Genomic DNA, 16,170 nt, shown 5'->3' with positions numbered 1-16,170 from the left:
CCAAGCGCATTGATTTCAATACGCCTGAGCTGCAACGCAAGCGCCGCATTCGCGCGCTCAAAGATCGCCTGACCCGTTGGTACGTGCTGGTCGGCGGCCTCGCCGTTCTCGGCGCCATCACCTTGATTTTCTTCTTCCTGGCCTATGTCGTCGCGCCCTTGTTCCAAGGCGCCTCGCTGACCAAGGAAGACGCGCTGACGCCTGCCTGGATCCAGGACGCCGGCAAGCCGTTGATGATCTCCCTCGAAGAACAGAACCAGGTCGCCATGCGGGTTTCCGACAAGGGCCAGGCGCTGTTCTTTAATGTGGACACCGGTGCCGAGCTCAAGCGTGTCGACTTGCCGCTGCCGGCAGGTGCCAGTGTTGCGTCCATTGGTGAAGACCAACCGGGCAGCCCGCTGGTGGTGCTGGGCTTGTCGAATGGCCAGTCGCTGGTGTTCCGCCACACCTATAAGGTGTCCTACCCGGACGGCAAGAAAACCATTACCCCGGCGATCGAATACCCTTACGGTGAAACGCCGATCGTGCTGGATGACGCCGGTCGCCCGCTGGAGCACGTAGCGCTCAACGCCACCGATTCGTCGCTGGTGGTGGCAGGCTCCGCCGGTTCGTACCTGAACGTGCTGGCCCTGAGCCGCGAAGAAAACATGATGACTGGCGAAGTCACCAGCGAGCAGAAGCGCATCGAGCTGCCGCAAATGACTGAGCCGGTGAAGGCGATCTTCATCGACCCACGCCAGCAGTGGCTGTACGTGATCAACGGTCGCGCCCTCGCCGATGTATTCAGCCTGCGCGACAAGAGCCTCAACGGTCGCTACAAACTCCTTGAAGACGGCAATGCCGAAATCACCGCCAGCACCCAGCTGGTGGGCGGTATCTCGTTGATCGTCGGCAACTCCAAAGGCGGCCTGGCCCAATGGTTCATGGCCCGCGACCCGGATGGCGAGCAGCGCCTGAAACAGATCCGTACCTTCCAGATGGGCACCACGCCAATCGTGGAAATCACCGCTGAAGAACGTCGCAAAGGCTTCACCGCGCTCGACGCTTCCGGCAAGTTCGGCGTGTTCCACAGCACCGCCCACCGCACGCTGCTGGTGGACCCGGTGGTCGACGGCCAAGGCGTGTTCGGCATGTCGCCACGCGCCAACCGCGTCATCGTTGAGGCCGGCGGCAAGCTGCAACCGCTGCTGCTCGACAACCCGCACCCGGAAGTGTCCTGGAGCGCGCTGTGGAGCAAGGTCTGGTACGAAAACTACGACGAGCCTAAATACGTCTGGCAATCGACCGCCGCCAACACCGACTTCGAACCCAAGATGAGCCTGGCGCCGCTGACTTTCGGTACGCTGAAAGCCGCGTTCTACGCCATGCTGCTGGCCGCACCGCTGGCGGTTGCCGCGGCGATCTACACCGCTTACTTCATGGCCCCGAGCCTGCGCCGCAAGGTCAAGCCGGTGATCGAACTGATGGAAGCGATGCCGACGGTGATCCTCGGCTTCTTCGCCGGCCTGTTCCTGGCGCCGTATGTAGAAGGGCATTTGCCGGGGATCTTCAGCCTGCTGATGCTGTTGCCGATTGGCATCCTGGTGGCCGGTTTTGTCTTCAGCCGCTTGCCTGAGTCGATCCGCCTGCGCGTTCCCGATGGCTGGGAAAGCGCGATCCTGATCCCGGTGATTCTGTTTGTAGGCTGGCTCTCGCTGTACATGAGCCCGTACATGGAAACCTGGTTCTTCGGCGGCGACATGCGCATGTGGATCTCCCACGACCTGGGGATCACCTACGACCAGCGCAACGCCCTGGTTGTCGGCCTGGCCATGGGTTTTGCGGTGATCCCGAACATCTACTCCATCGCCGAAGACGCCGTGTTCAGCGTGCCACGCGGCCTCACCCTGGGCTCGTTGGCGCTGGGCGCCACGCCATGGCAGACCATGACCCGCGTCGTGATCCTGACCGCCAGCCCGGGGATTTTCTCGGCACTGATGATCGGCATGGGCCGCGCGGTGGGTGAAACCATGATCGTGCTGATGGCCACCGGTAACACGCCGGTGATGGAGATGAACCTGTTCGAAGGCCTGCGCACACTGGCGGCCAACGTCGCGGTGGAAATGCCGGAGTCGGAAGTGGGCGGCAGTCACTACCGCGTGCTGTTCCTCTCGGCACTGGTGCTGCTGTTGTTCACCTTCATCATGAACACCCTCGCCGAGCTGATTCGTCAGCGTCTGCGCAAGAAATACTCGTCGCTTTAAGAAAGGTAGAAGTCTGTGAAACAGAACTCCCTGAATGGATGGTTCAAGAGCGGCGCCCCCGGCGTCTGGATCAGCGGTGGCGCGGTGTCCATCGCGGTCATCATGACCATTGGTTTGCTGGCCGTGATTGCCGTGCGTGGTTTGGGCCACTTCTGGCCGGCTGACCTGATCCAGGCCAACTACAGCGTGCCTGGCCAGGAAAACCATATCGTCATCGGCGAAGTGGTGCAGAAGGAAGAAGTACCCCGCGAGCGCCTGAAAAGCGCCGGTTTGCCGGTGCCCGACCAAGGCCCGGAATTCATGACCCGCGAGCTGATCAAGGTCGGCAACCGCGACCTGAACGGCAACGACTTCACCTGGATCGTTGGCGAGTGGCTCAAGGACCAGACCAAGCCTGCGAACCTAATGGCCATCGAGCGGCGTGAGTGGGGCAATTTCTACGGCACCCTGGTCAACGTCAAGCAGGACGGCAAGGTTATCGCTGAAGGCGAGGCCGCGTGGCCGGAGCTGCAGGCCCGCGTCGACCGCGTGAACACGTTGGCTGCCCAGCTTAAAAGCCTGGAAAAAACCGACATCGGCGCGATCAACGCCGGGCTCGAACGTATCCGCCTGCACGGTCGCAAGCTGGAGCTGGAAGGCAAGCTCGACGCCACCGCCCAAGCCGATATGGACAGCGGCCGCGCTGAACTGAACGCCCGTTACCAGGACATCGAAGCACGCCTGGCTGACCTGCACGCCCAGTTCAACCGCGACGCCCTGACGGCTCGCGATGGCAATGGTAAAGAAATCGAAATTGGCATCGGCAAAGTGGTGCACGCCTACCAGCCGAACGCCATGGGCACGATGACCAAGATCGGTTTCTACTTCAGCAAGGTTTGGGAATTCCTCAGCGATGACCCACGGGAAGCCAACACCGAAGGCGGGATCTTCCCGGCCATCTTCGGCACCGTGATGATGACGCTGATCATGGCGATGATCGTGACGCCGTTCGGCGTGCTGGCTGCGGTGTACCTGCGTGAATACGCCAAGCAGAACACCCTGACGCGCATTATCCGCATCGCGGTGAACAACCTGGCGGGCGTACCGGCCATTGTCTACGGCGTGTTCGGCCTGGGCTTCTTCGTGTATGTACTGGGTGGCTCGGTTGACCGTTTGTTCTTCGCCGAAGCCCTGCCGGCACCGACCTTCGGCACGCCGGGCCTGCTGTGGGCCTCGCTGACCCTGGCGTTGCTGGCGGTGCCGGTGGTGATCGTGGCCACCGAAGAAGGCTTGGCGCGGATTCCTCGTACGGTGCGTGAAGGCTCGCTGGCACTCGGCGCGACCAAGGCGGAAACGCTGTGGAAGATCGTGCTGCCGATGGCCAGCCCGGCGATGATGACCGGCATGATCCTCGCCGTGGCCCGCGCCGCCGGCGAAGTGGCGCCGCTGATGCTGGTGGGTGTCGTGAAGCTGGCGCCGTCGCTGCCGCTGGATGGCAACTACCCGTACCTGCACCTGGACCAGAAGATCATGCACTTGGGCTTCCATATTTATGACGTCGGCTTCCAGAGCCCCAACGTCGAAGCCGCACGGCCGCTGGTGTACGCCACCGCCTTGCTGCTGGTGCTGGTGATCGCCACGCTGAACTTGTCGGCGGTGTGGATTCGTAACCACCTGCGCGAAAAATACAAAGCGCTGGACAGTTAATTGAAATGAACGCGGACTAAATGTGGGAGCGGGCTTGCTCGCGAATGCGGTGTATCAGAAACACATAGGTCGACTGACCTGACGCCTTCGCGAGCAAGCCCGCTCCCACACAACGATTTGGTAGCACAGGGAGCATCCCATGCAACACGAAACCCACACCCACGGCATCAACATGTCGGCCCTGGGTCGCGACAAGCAGAGCCTGAGCCTGGCCCAGGAAACCGTGGCCATCGAAGTGCCGGGCCTGAGCCTGTACTACGGTGAAAAGCAGGCGCTGTTCGACGTCAGCATGAACATCCCGAAACAGCGCGTGACGGCCTTCATCGGCCCGTCCGGCTGCGGTAAGTCCACACTGCTGCGTACCTTCAACCGCATGAACGACCTGGTCGACGGTTGCCGCGTAGAAGGCGCGATCAACCTCTACGGCACCAACATCTATCGCAAAGGCGAAGACGTGGCCGAGCTGCGTCGCCGCGTGGGCATGGTGTTCCAGAAGCCCAACCCGTTCCCCAAGACCATCTACGAAAACGTGGTCTACGGCCTGCGCATCCAGGGCATCAACAAAAAACGCATCCTCGACGAAGCGGTTGAGTGGGCCCTCAAAGGCGCGGCGCTGTGGGACGAGGTCAAAGACCGCCTGCATGAATCGGCACTCGGCTTGTCCGGCGGCCAGCAGCAACGTCTGGTGATCGCCCGCACCATCGCCGTGGAGCCGGAAGTACTGCTGCTCGATGAGCCGTGCTCGGCACTCGACCCGATCTCGACGTTGAAAGTCGAAGAGCTGATCTACGAACTCAAATCCAAGTTCACCATTGTTATCGTGACCCACAACATGCAACAGGCGGCGCGGGTTTCCGACTACACCGCGTTCATGTACATGGGCAAGCTGGTTGAATTCGGCGACACCGATACCCTGTTCACCAATCCGGCGAAGAAGCAGACCGAAGACTACATCACCGGTCGTTACGGCTAGAACGCGGTGGTTCTGATTGCACTGAATGCTGCGGTTCTCCGCACCTTACCGGACGCTCCAAGGACGCCAACATGATTAGCAAAGAAGGCCTTACCCATCACATCTCCGCGCAGTTCAACGCCGAGCTTGAGGAAGTGCGCAGCCACCTCCTGGCGATGGGCGGGCTGGTGGAGAAGCAAGTCAACGACGCCGTCACTGCGCTGATCGAGGCCGACTCGGGCCTGGCCCAGCAAGTGCGTGAAATCGACGACCAGATCAACCAGATGGAACGCAACATCGACGAAGAATGCCTGCGCATTCTGGCGCGTCGCCAGCCAGCGGCCTCCGACCTGCGTTTGATCATCAGCATCTCCAAGTCGGTGATTGACCTGGAGCGCATCGGCGACGAAGCCACCAAGATCGCCCGCCGCGCCATCCAGCTGTGCGAAGAAGGCGAAGCGCCACGGGGTTATGTGGAAGTGCGCCACATCGGCGACCAGGTGCGCAACATGGTGCGCGATGCGTTGGACGCGTTTGCGCGTTTCGACGCCGAGCTGGCGTTGTCGGTGGCGCAGTACGACAAGACCATCGACCGCGAATACAAAACCGCGCTACGCGAGCTGGCCACCTACATGATGGAAGACCCGCGCTCTATCTCGCGGGTCTTGAACATCATCTGGGTGCTGCGTTCGCTGGAGCGTATCGGCGACCACGCGCGCAATATCTCCGAACTGGTGATCTACCTGGTGCGCGGCACCGATGTACGGCACATGGGCCTCAAGCGCATGAAAGCCGAAGTTGAAGGCACGGCTGATCAAATCCCTAATGTTCCGGGCGAATCTGACGATAAGTAAGTTGCCCGAGAAATTAACGCCCGGCCTTTGGTCGGGCGTTTTCGTTTGCGGCACCTGAATATTTTGCGCGGCAGGAGCAATATAGTCCTTCTGCGACCAGCGAGTTTTGGCAAAATGCCATCAGTCAGGCGTTTTGCGTGCCGAAGTTTTTATAGGATGAAGGGTCGATGAGTAAAGTCAGTGTGTTGGTGGTGGATGACGCCTCGTTTATCCGCGACCTGGTGAAGAAGTGCCTGCGCAACTACTTCCCGGGGATCAAGATTGAAGACGCGGTGAACGGCAAAAAGGCGCAATCCATCCTGATGCGCGAGACCTTCGACCTGGTGCTGTGCGACTGGGAAATGCCTGAAATGTCTGGCCTGGAGCTGCTGACGTGGTGCCGTGAACAGCCTCATCTGAAGGCCATGCCGTTCGTGATGGTGACCAGCCGTGGTGACAAGGAGAACGTGGTCCAGGCGATCCAGGCCGGGGTGTCCGGCTACGTCAGCAAGCCGTTCACCAACGAGCAGTTGCTGAACAAGGTCAAGCAGGCTCTGCACAAGATTGGTCGACTTGACGCCCTGATCGCCAGCGCGCCGACCAAGATGAACTCGGCCTTCGGCAACGACTCGCTGAGCGCCCTGACTGGCGGCAAGCCTGAAGCCGTCAAACCGGCACCGGTGGCGGCAGCTCCGAGCAAAGGCCTGCTTAACAGCCCGACCGTGCAGGCGGCTCCGGCAGCCTCGCCGGCTGGCGGTCGTGGCCAGGGCCAACTGCGCCTCTCCAGCGGCACCCAGCAATGCGTGATCAAGGCGCTGAGCATCAAGGAAGCGCTGCTGGTGGTGCGTCGCGGTGAAGTCCTGCCCCAGGTACTGGAAAGCGCTGTGCTCGACCTTGAGCAAGGCGAAAACGCTGAAGTGGCGCGCCTCAACGGCTACCTGCACGCCATCGTCGCCTACGAGCCCAAGCCCGACAGCGACTGGCTGCAACTGACCTTCCGGTTCATCGACCAGGATGCGCAGAAGCTCGACTATATCTCCCGCCTCATCGCACGCGGCACGGCGCAGAAGCATTTTGTGCCGGGTGCGTGATCACCTGAATAACGGGAATCGACCGACCGTCTGTTTCCCGTTAGTTGACTTGATTTATATCCGTTTCGATATAGGCTCTCGATAACGCATCAGTGTTATCGAGCCTTTGCTATGCCTTGAAACAAACCTCCACCGCCTTTGGCTGAATCGTCGATTACGCTTCTTCTTTCCAGCAAAGGAGAAGCCAATGCCAAGGCACAAGGATGTGGTGTTTCTAGGAAGCTCGCTCAAGGATCTCAAAGCGTTTCCTCTCGACGCCCGAAGGGCGGCCGGTTTTCAGTTGGATCTCCTGCAACAGGGCGAGCAGCCTTTTGATTGCAAGCCGATGAAAACCATTGGGAGGGGCGTCAGTGAGATTCGCATCACTGAGGAATCAGGAGCGTTTCGAGTGTTCTATGTGGTCAATCGGCCGGACGCTGTTTATGTGCTGCACGCGCTGCGCGAGGTCACACAGAAAACCGAAGGGCGAGATATCGAACTGGCTCGGGCCAGATTGCAGGAGTTAGGTTAAGCCTATGACGGACCCAAAAATTCACACTGAACGTTTCAACAGCATCTGGGATGCGCTGGAAGACACTCCCCAGCAGGCCGCCAATATGCGCCTGCGCTCAAAGGTGCTGCTGGAACTGTGCAACACCATCCGCAGTTGGGAGTTGTCGCAGAAAGCGGCCGCTGAGCGGCTTAATATCAGTCAGCCTCGGCTCAATGACGTCCTGAATGGCAAGATCGACAAGTTCTCACTGGACGCATTGGTCAATTTGTCTGCCGCCGCGCAGTTGGAGGTCGATATCTGCTTCTCCCCGCTGCCGGCGTAATCAAAGGCGCAGGAGCGAGTTGCTCACTCCCGCGCTTTATCTGGTCAATCGAGCAATAGCACCTTGGCCAGCACGATCTTCGGCCCTTTCATCTTCTTGATGATGATGCGCAAACCTTCAACTTCCAGCACTTCTTCCTCTTCCGGCACGCGTTTGAGGGTGTCGTAGATCAGCCCGGCCAGGGTTTCGGCTTCGATGTGGTCCAGGTCGACGCCCAGCAGGCGTTCCACCTTGAACAGCGGCGTGTCGCCACGCACCAGCAGTTTGCCCGGCTGGTAGGCGAGGATGCCGCGTTCGGCCTTGCGGTGTTCGTCCTGGATATCGCCGACCAGCACTTCCAGCACGTCTTCCATGGTCAGGTAGCCGATGATATTGCCGTCGGCTTCTTCCACCAGGGCGAAGTGCGCGCCGCCTTTGCGGAACTGCTCCAGCAGCTGCGACAACGGCATATGCCGCGACACACGCTCCAGCGGGCGGGTCAGCTCAGCCAGGTTGAACGACTCGGGGATGTGGTCCAGGGCCGCCAGTTCCAGCAGCAAATCCTTGATGTGCAGCAGGCCGACAAACTCGTTGCGCACCGCGTCATACACCGGGTAGCGGCTGAATTTGTGGCGGCGGAACAGCGCGAGGATTTCCTTGAGCGGGGCGTTGAAGTCCAGGGTCACCAGGTCTTCGCGGGAGTTGGCCCAGTCGACCACTTCCAGCTCGCCCATTTCCACGGCGGAGGCGAGTACGCGCATACCTTGGTCGCTGGGGTCCTGGCCACGGCTTGAGTGCAGGATCAGCTTGAGCTCTTCGCGGCTGTAATGGTGTTCATGGTGCGGGCCAGGCTCACCTTGGCCGGCAATACGCAAGATGGCGTTGGCGCTGGCGTTGAGCAGGTAGATCGCCGGGTACATTGCCCAGTAGAACAGGTACAGCGGCACTGCCGTCCATAACGACAGCAGCTCTGGCTTGCGAATCGCCCAGGATTTAGGCGCCAACTCACCGACCACGATGTGCAGGTAGGAAATCACGAAGAAGGCGGCAAAGAACGACACGCCCTTGATCACCTCAGGCGATTGCACGCCCACAGCGCCCAGCAACGGCTCGAGGATGTGCGCAAAGGCCGGCTCACCGACCCAGCCCAGGCCCAGGGAGGCAAGGGTGATACCCAGCTGGCAGGCCGACAGGTAGGCGTCGAGCTGGCTGTGCACGGTGCGCAGGATCTGCCCGCGCCAGCCGTTCTTGTGGGCGATGGCCTCGACCCGGGTGGCGCGCAGTTTGACCATGGCAAATTCCGCCGCAACGAAGAAACCGTTGAGCAGTACCAGGATCAGTGCAAAAAGAATCATGCCGAAGTCGGCGAAGAGTGTGGCGAGGGTGATACCAGGGGAAGGGTCCATGATGGGGTTTTGCAGGTTCCGTGTGTTCAATAAGGGTGACAGGAGGGCCTGAAAGGCAGGCGCAAGTCGGCCAATGTAGCGGCTGACGGGGCGCTTGCCTAGTGCCCGCTGCCGGGTGGGGCCTGGAATGCAGTTCTGGCAACGATGCAGATTCAGTGTGGGAGCTGGCTTGCCTGCGGTAGCGGGCTGCCAGTTGACATATTTTTAGCTGACTCACCGCCATCGCAGGCAAGCCAGCTCCCACAGTCAGTGCAGTGGCGTTTTCAGGTTATTCATCATTCCCGATCACCCGCGAACGCGTCACCTGCGCCGGCGGGAAATGGCAGGTAAACGTGCTGCCATGCCCCAGCACGCTGCTGATCTCCAGCCGTGCGCGATGGCGCAGCAGCACATGTTTGACGATGGCCAAACCAAGCCCGGTGCCGCCAGTATTGGAATTGCGGCTGGAATCGACACGGTAGAAGCGCTCGGTCAGGCGCGGCAGGTGCTTGGCGTCGATACCGATGCCGGAATCCTGCACGCTCAGGTGCGCGCCGTGTTCATCGGCCCACCAGCGGATGCGAATATTGCCCTTGTCCTGGGTGTACTTCACGGCGTTGAACACCAGGTTGGAAAACGCACTGCGCAACTCGCCCTCGCTGCCCTTGAGCAGCACCAGCGGGTCGGCTTCCAGGCTGATCTGCTGCCCGCGCTCGCCGGAAAGCGCCTGGGCGTCATTCTTGATGGTCTGCAACAGGCTCTGCACGGCGACAGGATGGTTATCCGAGGGGTAATCGGTGGCTTCAAGCTTGGCCAGCAACAACAGGTCGTTGAGCAGGGTCTGCATGCGCGAACCTTGCTGCTGCATCTGCTGCAGGGCACGACTCCAGCGCGGGTTGATCTCCTCGACATTGTCCAGCAGCGTCTCCAGGTAGCCGCAGATCACCGTCAATGGCGTGCGCAGCTCGTGGGAGACGTTGGCGACGAAGTCTTTGCGCATCTGTTCCAACTGGTGGATGCGCGTTACGTCGCGTACCAGCATCAGGTGTTCATTGTTGCCGTAGCGCGTCAGGTACAGCTGGATGCGCACGCGGTCGTTGGTGGGCGAGGGGATTTCCAGGGCTTCTTCGTAGTTCTCCTGTTCGAAGTACTCCTTGAAGCGCGGGTGGCGCACCAGGTTGGTTACCGGCTGGCCGCTGTCCTGAGGCGTCTTGAGGCCCAGCAGCGTCTCGGCAGCGCGGTTCCACCATTCCAGGTTGCCGTCGCTGTCGAGCATGATCACCGCGTCTTTGAGCGCGGCGGTGGACTCCTGCACCCGGTCGATCACCGCTTGCAGGCGGCCGCGCACGCGTTGGTCACGGCGTTGCAGGTGATAGATGCTGTCGAACACCTCACCCCACAGGCCGTAGCCGTCGGGTGGCGCTTCGTCGGGTTTGTGCTGGCGCAGCCATTCATGCAGGCGCAGCAATTGCTTGAGGGTCCAGCCCAGGTACAGGCCGATGCCGACGGCCAGGCTCCAGCCGTATTGGCCGCTGACCAGGCCCACCACCAGGCAGCCGGTGATCAATAACAGCATGTGGCGGATCAGGGTGCCATGCCAGTTCTGGTTCACTTAAACATGCGTCCTTGTCAGCTGTTAAGGAAAGGGAAGGGCTGGCTCAGCCTTTGGTGGAAAAGCGGTAGCCGGTGCCGCGCACGGTTTGTACCAGATTCTCGTAGGCATCGCCCAAGGCTTTGCGCAGGCGGCGGATGTGCACGTCTACGGTGCGCTCTTCCACATACACATTGCCGCCCCACACTTGGTCGAGCAATTGGCCGCGGGTGTAGGCGCGTTCCTGGTGGGTCATAAAGAATTGCAGCAGGCGGTATTCGGTCGGGCCCATCTCGGCCGGCTTGCCGTCGATGGTCACGCGGTGGCTGATCGGGTCCAGAATCAGGCCGTCAACTTCGATGGGGGCTTCGCCATCAGTCGGGCCGGCGCGGCGCAGTACGGCTTTCAGACGAGCGACCAGCTCACGTGGGGAAAACGGCTTGGTGATGTAGTCATCGGCGCCGACTTCCAGGCCCTGGATCTTGTTGTCCTCTTCGCCCTTGGCGGTGAGCATGATGATCGGGATGTCCCCGGTCAGCTCATCCCGCTTGAGGCGGCGGGCCAGTTCGATGCCGGAGGTGCCTGGCAGCATCCAGTCCAGCAGGATCAGGTCCGGTTTGCGGTCGACGATAATGGCATGGGCCTGCTGGGAGTTCTCCGCCTCCAGGCAGTCATAGCCGGCCATTTCCAACGCAACGGCGATCATCTCGCGAATGGGCGCTTCGTCGTCAACGATCAGAATGCTCCTGCCAACCATGCTCAAAATCCTCTTGTCATTTAACTGTCTTGCGCCGCATTAGATAACGGAATTATTGCAGTCGTGTGACAGTAATTTAGTCGATCGGGCAATTCCCGGCACTCTGGACTACCCTTTGGGTCCGAATCCTGACAACCACAAACGGAAGGTTCCGATGACTCAAGCTACTTTTTCCTGGAAAGCCCTGCTGGTAACGGCCGCGTTGACGCTGCCGACACTGGCGTTTGCGGCGGAACCGGCGATGACCGAAGGCGGCGTGTTGGTGGACCATAAGGGCATGACGCTCTACACCTTCGCCAAGGATGCCGATGGCAAATCCATGTGCAACGACAAGTGCGCCACCAACTGGCCGCCGTTGATGGCCGAATCCACCGACAAACCTATGGGCAAGTGGACCGTCATCACCCGTGATGACCAAAAGAGCCAGTGGGCCTACAGCGGCAAGCCACTTTATACCTTCGTGATGGACAAGAAAGCCGGTGAGATGACCGGTGAAGGCAAAATGGAAGGGGCCTGGAAAGTCGCCAAGCCCTGATTTCGAGGAGCCGCTGAAATCATCGCGGGCAAGCCCGCTCCCACAGGAGGACGCGGTCCAAATGTGGGAGCGGGCTTGCCCGCGATGGCGTCCGAACAGCCACTGCAAGCAGTCTCAACGAAACCCGTAATCCGCCACAATCCCGACAAAAATCGCCAAGCCGGCCCAGTGGTTGTGCAAAAACGCCTTGAAGCATTTCATCCGGTCCTTGTCCCGCGTGTACCAGAACTCCCAGGCAAAACAGCCTGCCGCCGCCAGCAACCCCAGATGAAACCAGCCACCCAGCTCAAACCGCATGCCCGCCAATAACAGGCAGACCAGCGACAAACCTTGCAGCGTCAGGATGATCACGCGGTCCGCGTCGCCGAACAGAATGGCGGTGGATTTAACGCCGATCTTCAAGTCGTCATCGCGGTCCGTCATCGCGTAGTACGTGTCGTAGCCTACCGTCCACAGCAAATTGGCGATGTACAGCAGCCATGCCGTGGCGGGCAGGTGGCCGGTCTCGGCGGTGAACGCCATCGGCATGCCCCACGAAAACGCCGCGCCCAAGACGACCTGTGGGTAATAGGTGTAACGCTTCATGAACGGGTAGCTCGCCGCCAACGCCAGGCCGCCGAGCGACAGCAGGATCGTGGTGGCGTTGGTCAGCAGCACCAGCAGGAAGCTGATGCCCATCAGCACCGCAAAAAACACCAGTGCCTCTTTCGAGCTGATCTTGCCGCTCACCAGCGGGCGTTGCTCGGTGCGCTTCACATGGCCGTCGACCTTGCGGTCGGCCCAGTCATTGATCACGCAGCCACCAGCGCGGGTCAGCACCACGCCCAGTACGAAAATCACGATGTTGAGAAAGGAAGGCGAGCCTTTGCCGGCGATCCACAGCGCCCACAGCGTCGGCCACAACAGCAGGTAGATGCCGATGGGCTTGTCCATGCGGGTCAACTGAATGAAATCCCAGGCCCTGGGGTTCAGGTGGTTCAGGGATTTGAGCAGACGTTGATACATCAGCAGTTCTCCGGATGGTCATGCAGCGCATGCCAAAAGCTCGGCAGGAAGATTTCCGCGACCAGCACGCTCAGCGGCCCGCGATCAAAGCGCGAGCGACGCCCCCACAAGCCGTCGGCCTGGTCCGCGGTCGGCAGCCATTGCCGTGGGTAATGGCACACCTCGATCGCCTGACGGGTGAAGGCGCGGTCGCAGAACAGCAGCTCGCCCAGCGAACGGCTGCCCAGCTCATCCATGTGCAAGCCGTCGCCCTGCAGGGCACTGCGCGCCGCCACGCTGCGCGCAAACACCCACGGCTGGCCATGCCCGCGCAGATACACCTCGCGCACCCAGCCGACAGTGGCCGGGGCCAGGCCCAGCGCTGCGCATTCATCGTCGCGCAACGGTTGCCAGCCTTCGAACAGCGGCGTCACGCTGAAACCGTCGTCGGACAGCCACGTAAGCCGGCGCGTCAGCGAGCCTTCGTCGAACAGCCAATTGAGGGTCAAGGGTGCGGGCAACGGGCTCAGAAGGCTCTGGGTCAGCCATTGGCAAGCATCGGGAAGGGCGATTGAGTGCGGCACGGTGAGTCAGTATTGGCAGCAAAAGAGGCGGCGAGCTTACCATGGCGTCCTGAGCTTTTGCCGGGCTGAACCGGCCGTTTGCGCCGAACATGCTTGCATCTGCCGGCCCTGATCAGTACAAAACGCCCTGAGCCGCACGGCAACGTTGGTCTATCGACCGTCGGCCAAGATGCCTGGACCCTGAGGAAGCAATTAATGAAGAAGTGGCAATGTGTAGTCTGCGGCCTGATCTATGACGAAAAAGACGGCTGGCCGGATGACGGTATCGCACCTGGCACCCTGTGGCAGGACGTTCCAGAAGACTGGCTGTGCCCGGACTGCGGCGTGGGCAAAATGGATTTCGAAATGATCGAAATCGGCTAATTCCAAGTTTAAGAAACGTACTACAAGGAGAAAGGAATGAACGCACCTGTCGTGATCATCGGCACAGGACTGGCCGGTTACAACGTGGCCCGGGAGTTTCGCAAGCTCGACAGCGAGACGCCATTGCTGCTGATCACCGCGGATGACGGGCGCTCCTACTCCAAACCCATGCTCTCCACCGGCTTTGGCAAGAACAAGGAAGCTGACGGCCTGAGCATGGCCGAACCGGGCGCCATGGCCGAGCAACTCAAGGCCCAAGTGCGTACCCACACGCGCATCAGCGGTATTGACCCTGGCCACAAGCGCCTGTGGATCGGCGAGGAAGCGGTGGCTTATCGCGACCTGATCCTGGCCTGGGGCGCAGAAACGGTGCGCGTACCGGTCGAAGGTGATGCAGCTGAGCTAGTTTTCCCGATCAACGACCTCGAAGACTACGCACGCTTTCGTGCCGCTGCTGCCGGCAAACGCCGCGTGTTGCTGCTCGGCGCCGGCCTGATCGGCTGTGAGTTTGCCAACGACCTGATCCTCGGTGGCTACGAAGTCGATGTGGTTGCGCCGTGCGAGCAAGTCATGCCGACGCTGCTGCACCCGGCGGCGGCCGCAGCGGTACAGGCCGGGCTGGAAGGCCTTGGCGCGCGTTTCCACCTGGGCCCGGTGCTCAACCGCCTGCAGCGCACGGCTGATGGCCTGGAAGCGCACCTGTCGGACGGTGAAGTGATCCACTGCGACCTAGTGGTCTCGGCCATCGGCCTGCGCCCGCGCGTGGACCTGGCCGCCGCCGCCGGCCTGCAAATCAACCGTGGGATCATGGTGGACCGCCACCTCAAGACCTCCCACGCCAATATCTACGCCCTCGGCGACTGCGCCGAGGTCGATGGCCTGAACCTACTCTATGTGATGCCATTGATGAGCTGCGCCCGCGCCCTGGCCCAGACCCTGGCCGGCAACGCCACGGCCGTCAGCTACGGGCCGATGCCGATCACCGTGAAAACCCCGATCTGCCCGCTGGTGGTCTCGCCACCGCCACGCGGCACCGAAGGCGTGTGGAGCGTCGAAGGGCAGGGCGCCGACATCAAGGCCTTGTGCCGCGACGCCAGCGGCCGCCTGCTGGGTTACGCGCTGACGGGCAGCGCGGTAATGGAAAAACTGGCCCTGAACAAAGAACTCCCGCCGTTGCTGGCGTAAATACCGGTCGTTCTGTCGGAATCAGCACGTTCTTACCCCCAGAAAGGTCGCCGCGAGACTGGCGGAGCGTGCGTGGGCATGCCATCCTCACTCCCGTCTGCCGCAGAGTAGAGCCTGCGGCGCCTTGGGCGCTGCTCCATAAGAGAGCAGCACGGACATAACAACAAAAAACCGTCAAAGAGGCTTCACTTATGCGTAAACCAGAACTCGCAGCCGCCATCGCTGAAAAAGCAGACCTCACCAAAGAACAGGCCAACCGCGTCCTCAACGCCGTTCTCGAAGAAATCACCGGCGCCCTGCACCGCAAGGACAGCGTCACCCTGGTTGGCTTCGGCACCTTCCTGCAACGCCACCGCGGCGCCCGCACCGGCAAAAACCCGCAAACCGGTGAGCCTGTGAAAATCAAGGCCAGCAACACCGTTGCGTTCAAGCCGGGCAAGTCGCTCAAAGACAGCGTCAACCCGTAATAGCAGGACCGTCTGAAGGGAGGCGGGTTGGGAAAGAAAATGGGCACGCCGACTGGGTCGGGTGCCCATTTTTTGTGGGTGATGATTGGCGCTTTTAACGAGTGCCTTTCACGCTTGGTTTTTATAGGGGGTGAATGATCGCTCAGCGTTATAGAAACCTAGCCCTTTGTCGCCTTTGAATTTTCTTTCGATCATAGCGTCAGCCAGCTCTTGAGAAATCAATAGGTCTCCCGAATCACATTCGCGTGCGATTGCGCGCATTCCTGTGGGGCTGTCTTGGAACCAGGTTTTTGTGAAATAAAGTATTGATCCGTCGTCGGCGCGCTCCGCAACCGACTTGCTGTGATCAACCGCGCTTATCGCTTGCACTGCGTTCATCACGTAATACGCTTCGTTAACATCTTCACCTCCGGCAATGATGCTTGCGGGTGTCAAAAGCTCAATATCTTGATTTGCATGCTGTATGAGGAAGTCCGCTAATCGACTACTCAAAAGTGGAACACCACCCAATAGCCATAAGCAGTCGTAAGTAAGTAATTTCTTTTTGCTGCATGGGAAAAAAATCCTGGGTTTGTCCATGTCTGGCGGATAGGGCTTGCCCGCCCGAAGCGACAAATATTTGAAATTTGAGCCTGCGGTTTCATAAGAGCCGCTTTCGGCGTCGTATGAGCCAATTAATTTTTCGCTGTAATAGGTAGGGGCTTTCCAGCTCAAGATCAT

The 16,170-nt window shown here is 60.4% G+C and carries 17 protein-coding genes; 11 read left to right on the top strand and 6 right to left on the bottom strand.

All coding sequences use genetic code 11. The features are described from left to right. Window positions 1–209: 209 nt before the first annotated feature. From ACA065_RS30295 to ACA065_RS30265, 7 genes are all read left to right on the top strand, one after another. Complete coding sequence (locus ACA065_RS30295; RefSeq protein WP_497695442.1) at window positions 210–2,243, top strand: ABC transporter permease subunit; 2,034 nt, start codon at window positions 210–212, stop codon at window positions 2,241–2,243. Window positions 2,244–2,258: 15 nt separating this feature from the next. Further along, window positions 2,259–3,929 carry a phosphate ABC transporter permease PstA gene (gene pstA, locus ACA065_RS30290; protein WP_497692723.1) on the top strand — a complete coding sequence of 557 codons (1,671 nt, stop codon included), beginning with the start codon at window positions 2,259–2,261 and terminating at the stop codon, window positions 3,927–3,929. A 139-nt stretch (window positions 3,930–4,068) separates the two neighbouring features. Further along, window positions 4,069–4,902, top strand: coding sequence for a phosphate ABC transporter ATP-binding protein PstB (gene pstB, locus ACA065_RS30285; RefSeq protein ID WP_056860879.1), 834 nt, complete (start codon window positions 4,069–4,071; stop codon window positions 4,900–4,902). A gap of 71 nt (window positions 4,903–4,973) precedes the next feature. After that, on the top strand, window positions 4,974–5,735 hold the full coding sequence (gene phoU, locus ACA065_RS30280) for a phosphate signaling complex protein PhoU (protein ID WP_053258703.1): 762 nt from the start codon (window positions 4,974–4,976) through the stop codon (window positions 5,733–5,735). Window positions 5,736–5,902: 167 nt separating this feature from the next. Continuing rightward, entirely contained in the window at window positions 5,903–6,805 is a 903-nt protein-coding gene (locus ACA065_RS30275; RefSeq protein ID WP_497692722.1) for a response regulator, read from the top strand. A 187-nt stretch (window positions 6,806–6,992) separates the two neighbouring features. After that, window positions 6,993–7,316, top strand: coding sequence for a type II toxin-antitoxin system RelE/ParE family toxin (locus tag ACA065_RS30270; protein ID WP_497692721.1), 324 nt, complete (start codon window positions 6,993–6,995; stop codon window positions 7,314–7,316). Between the two features lie 4 nt (window positions 7,317–7,320). Beyond that, window positions 7,321–7,620, top strand: coding sequence for a helix-turn-helix domain-containing protein (locus tag ACA065_RS30265; RefSeq protein ID WP_497692720.1), 300 nt, complete (start codon window positions 7,321–7,323; stop codon window positions 7,618–7,620). 44 nt (window positions 7,621–7,664) lie between these two features. On the opposite strand, the gene ACA065_RS30260 is transcribed toward ACA065_RS30265, so the two are convergent. The 3 genes from ACA065_RS30260 to phoB form a co-directional block, all read right to left on the bottom strand. Next, the gene (locus tag ACA065_RS30260) at window positions 7,665–9,005 is read right to left on the bottom strand and encodes a hemolysin family protein (protein ID WP_497692719.1); all 1,341 of its coding nucleotides are present in this window, start codon (window positions 9,003–9,005) and stop codon (window positions 7,665–7,667) included. A 268-nt stretch (window positions 9,006–9,273) separates the two neighbouring features. Next, on the bottom strand, window positions 9,274–10,560 hold the full coding sequence (gene phoR, locus ACA065_RS30255) for a phosphate regulon sensor histidine kinase PhoR (RefSeq protein WP_497695441.1): 1,287 nt from the start codon (window positions 10,558–10,560) through the stop codon (window positions 9,274–9,276). A gap of 82 nt (window positions 10,561–10,642) precedes the next feature. After that, window positions 10,643–11,332, bottom strand: coding sequence for a phosphate regulon transcriptional regulator PhoB (gene phoB / locus ACA065_RS30250; RefSeq protein WP_003195617.1), 690 nt, complete (start codon window positions 11,330–11,332; stop codon window positions 10,643–10,645). A gap of 154 nt (window positions 11,333–11,486) precedes the next feature. Between phoB and ACA065_RS30245 the strand changes: the two genes are divergently transcribed. Beyond that, the gene (locus ACA065_RS30245; protein ID WP_497692718.1) at window positions 11,487–11,867 is read left to right on the top strand and encodes a COG4315 family predicted lipoprotein; all 381 of its coding nucleotides are present in this window, start codon (window positions 11,487–11,489) and stop codon (window positions 11,865–11,867) included. Between the two features lie 114 nt (window positions 11,868–11,981). Here ACA065_RS30245 and ubiA read toward each other — a convergent pair whose 3' ends face one another. Beyond that, window positions 11,982–12,872: a 4-hydroxybenzoate octaprenyltransferase gene (gene ubiA / locus ACA065_RS30240; protein WP_497692717.1), complete on the bottom strand. Its 891-nt coding sequence runs from the start codon at window positions 12,870–12,872 to the stop codon at window positions 11,982–11,984. Continuing rightward, window positions 12,872–13,435, bottom strand: a complete 564-nt coding sequence (locus ACA065_RS30235) for a chorismate--pyruvate lyase family protein (RefSeq protein ID WP_497692716.1) — start codon at window positions 13,433–13,435, stop codon at window positions 12,872–12,874. Before ACA065_RS30235 ends, ubiA begins: the two co-directional genes overlap by 1 nt. 195 nt (window positions 13,436–13,630) lie before the next feature. Here ACA065_RS30235 and ACA065_RS30230 point away from each other — a divergent pair, with 195 nt between their 5' ends. The 3 genes from ACA065_RS30230 to ACA065_RS30220 all read left to right on the top strand — a co-directional run bounded on the left by ACA065_RS30230 (window position 13,631) and on the right by ACA065_RS30220 (window position 15,450). Then, window positions 13,631–13,798 carry a rubredoxin gene (locus tag ACA065_RS30230; RefSeq protein WP_003213373.1) on the top strand — a complete coding sequence of 56 codons (168 nt, stop codon included), beginning with the start codon at window positions 13,631–13,633 and terminating at the stop codon, window positions 13,796–13,798. A 36-nt stretch (window positions 13,799–13,834) separates the two neighbouring features. Continuing rightward, window positions 13,835–14,983 (top strand): NAD(P)/FAD-dependent oxidoreductase, encoded by a 1,149-nt coding sequence (locus tag ACA065_RS30225; RefSeq protein WP_497692715.1) that lies wholly within the window; start codon window positions 13,835–13,837, stop codon window positions 14,981–14,983. A gap of 191 nt (window positions 14,984–15,174) precedes the next feature. Beyond that, a complete protein-coding gene (locus tag ACA065_RS30220) occupies window positions 15,175–15,450 on the top strand; it encodes an HU family DNA-binding protein (RefSeq protein WP_003213368.1) in 276 nt (91 codons plus the stop codon). Window positions 15,451–15,558: 108 nt separating this feature from the next. On the opposite strand, the gene ACA065_RS30215 is transcribed toward ACA065_RS30220, so the two are convergent. After that, on the bottom strand, window positions 15,559–16,170 hold the full coding sequence (locus ACA065_RS30215) for a hypothetical protein (RefSeq protein ID WP_497692714.1): 612 nt from the start codon (window positions 16,168–16,170) through the stop codon (window positions 15,559–15,561).

This window comes from Pseudomonas sp. LBUM1640, assembly GCF_059716225.1.
This window is presented reverse-complemented; position numbering and strand designations above follow the sequence as displayed.

Bases quoted from the DNA above. Each gene is read 5' to 3' on its own strand.
- ACA065_RS30215 (WP_497692714.1), bottom strand. From the start codon at position 16,170: ATGATCTTGAGCTGGAAAGCCCCTACCTATTACAGCGAAAAATTAATT.
- phoR (WP_497695441.1), bottom strand. From the start codon at position 10,560: ATGCTGTTATTGATCACCGGCTGCCTGGTGGTGGGCCTGGTCAGCGGC.
- ACA065_RS30230 (WP_003213373.1), top strand. From the start codon at position 13,631: ATGAAGAAGTGGCAATGTGTAGTCTGCGGCCTGATCTATGACGAAAAA.
- ACA065_RS30265 (WP_497692720.1), top strand. From the start codon at position 7,321: ATGACGGACCCAAAAATTCACACTGAACGTTTCAACAGCATCTGGGAT.
- phoU (WP_053258703.1), top strand. From the start codon at position 4,974: ATGATTAGCAAAGAAGGCCTTACCCATCACATCTCCGCGCAGTTCAAC.
- pstB (WP_056860879.1), top strand. From the start codon at position 4,069: ATGCAACACGAAACCCACACCCACGGCATCAACATGTCGGCCCTGGGT.
- ACA065_RS30275 (WP_497692722.1), top strand. From the start codon at position 5,903: ATGAGTAAAGTCAGTGTGTTGGTGGTGGATGACGCCTCGTTTATCCGC.
- ACA065_RS30245 (WP_497692718.1), top strand. From the start codon at position 11,487: ATGACTCAAGCTACTTTTTCCTGGAAAGCCCTGCTGGTAACGGCCGCG.
- ubiA (WP_497692717.1), bottom strand. From the start codon at position 12,872: ATGTATCAACGTCTGCTCAAATCCCTGAACCACCTGAACCCCAGGGCC.
- phoB (WP_003195617.1), bottom strand. From the start codon at position 11,332: ATGGTTGGCAGGAGCATTCTGATCGTTGACGACGAAGCGCCCATTCGC.
- ACA065_RS30270 (WP_497692721.1), top strand. From the start codon at position 6,993: ATGCCAAGGCACAAGGATGTGGTGTTTCTAGGAAGCTCGCTCAAGGAT.
- ACA065_RS30220 (WP_003213368.1), top strand. From the start codon at position 15,175: ATGCGTAAACCAGAACTCGCAGCCGCCATCGCTGAAAAAGCAGACCTC.
- ACA065_RS30260 (WP_497692719.1), bottom strand. From the start codon at position 9,005: ATGGACCCTTCCCCTGGTATCACCCTCGCCACACTCTTCGCCGACTTC.
- ACA065_RS30225 (WP_497692715.1), top strand. From the start codon at position 13,835: ATGAACGCACCTGTCGTGATCATCGGCACAGGACTGGCCGGTTACAAC.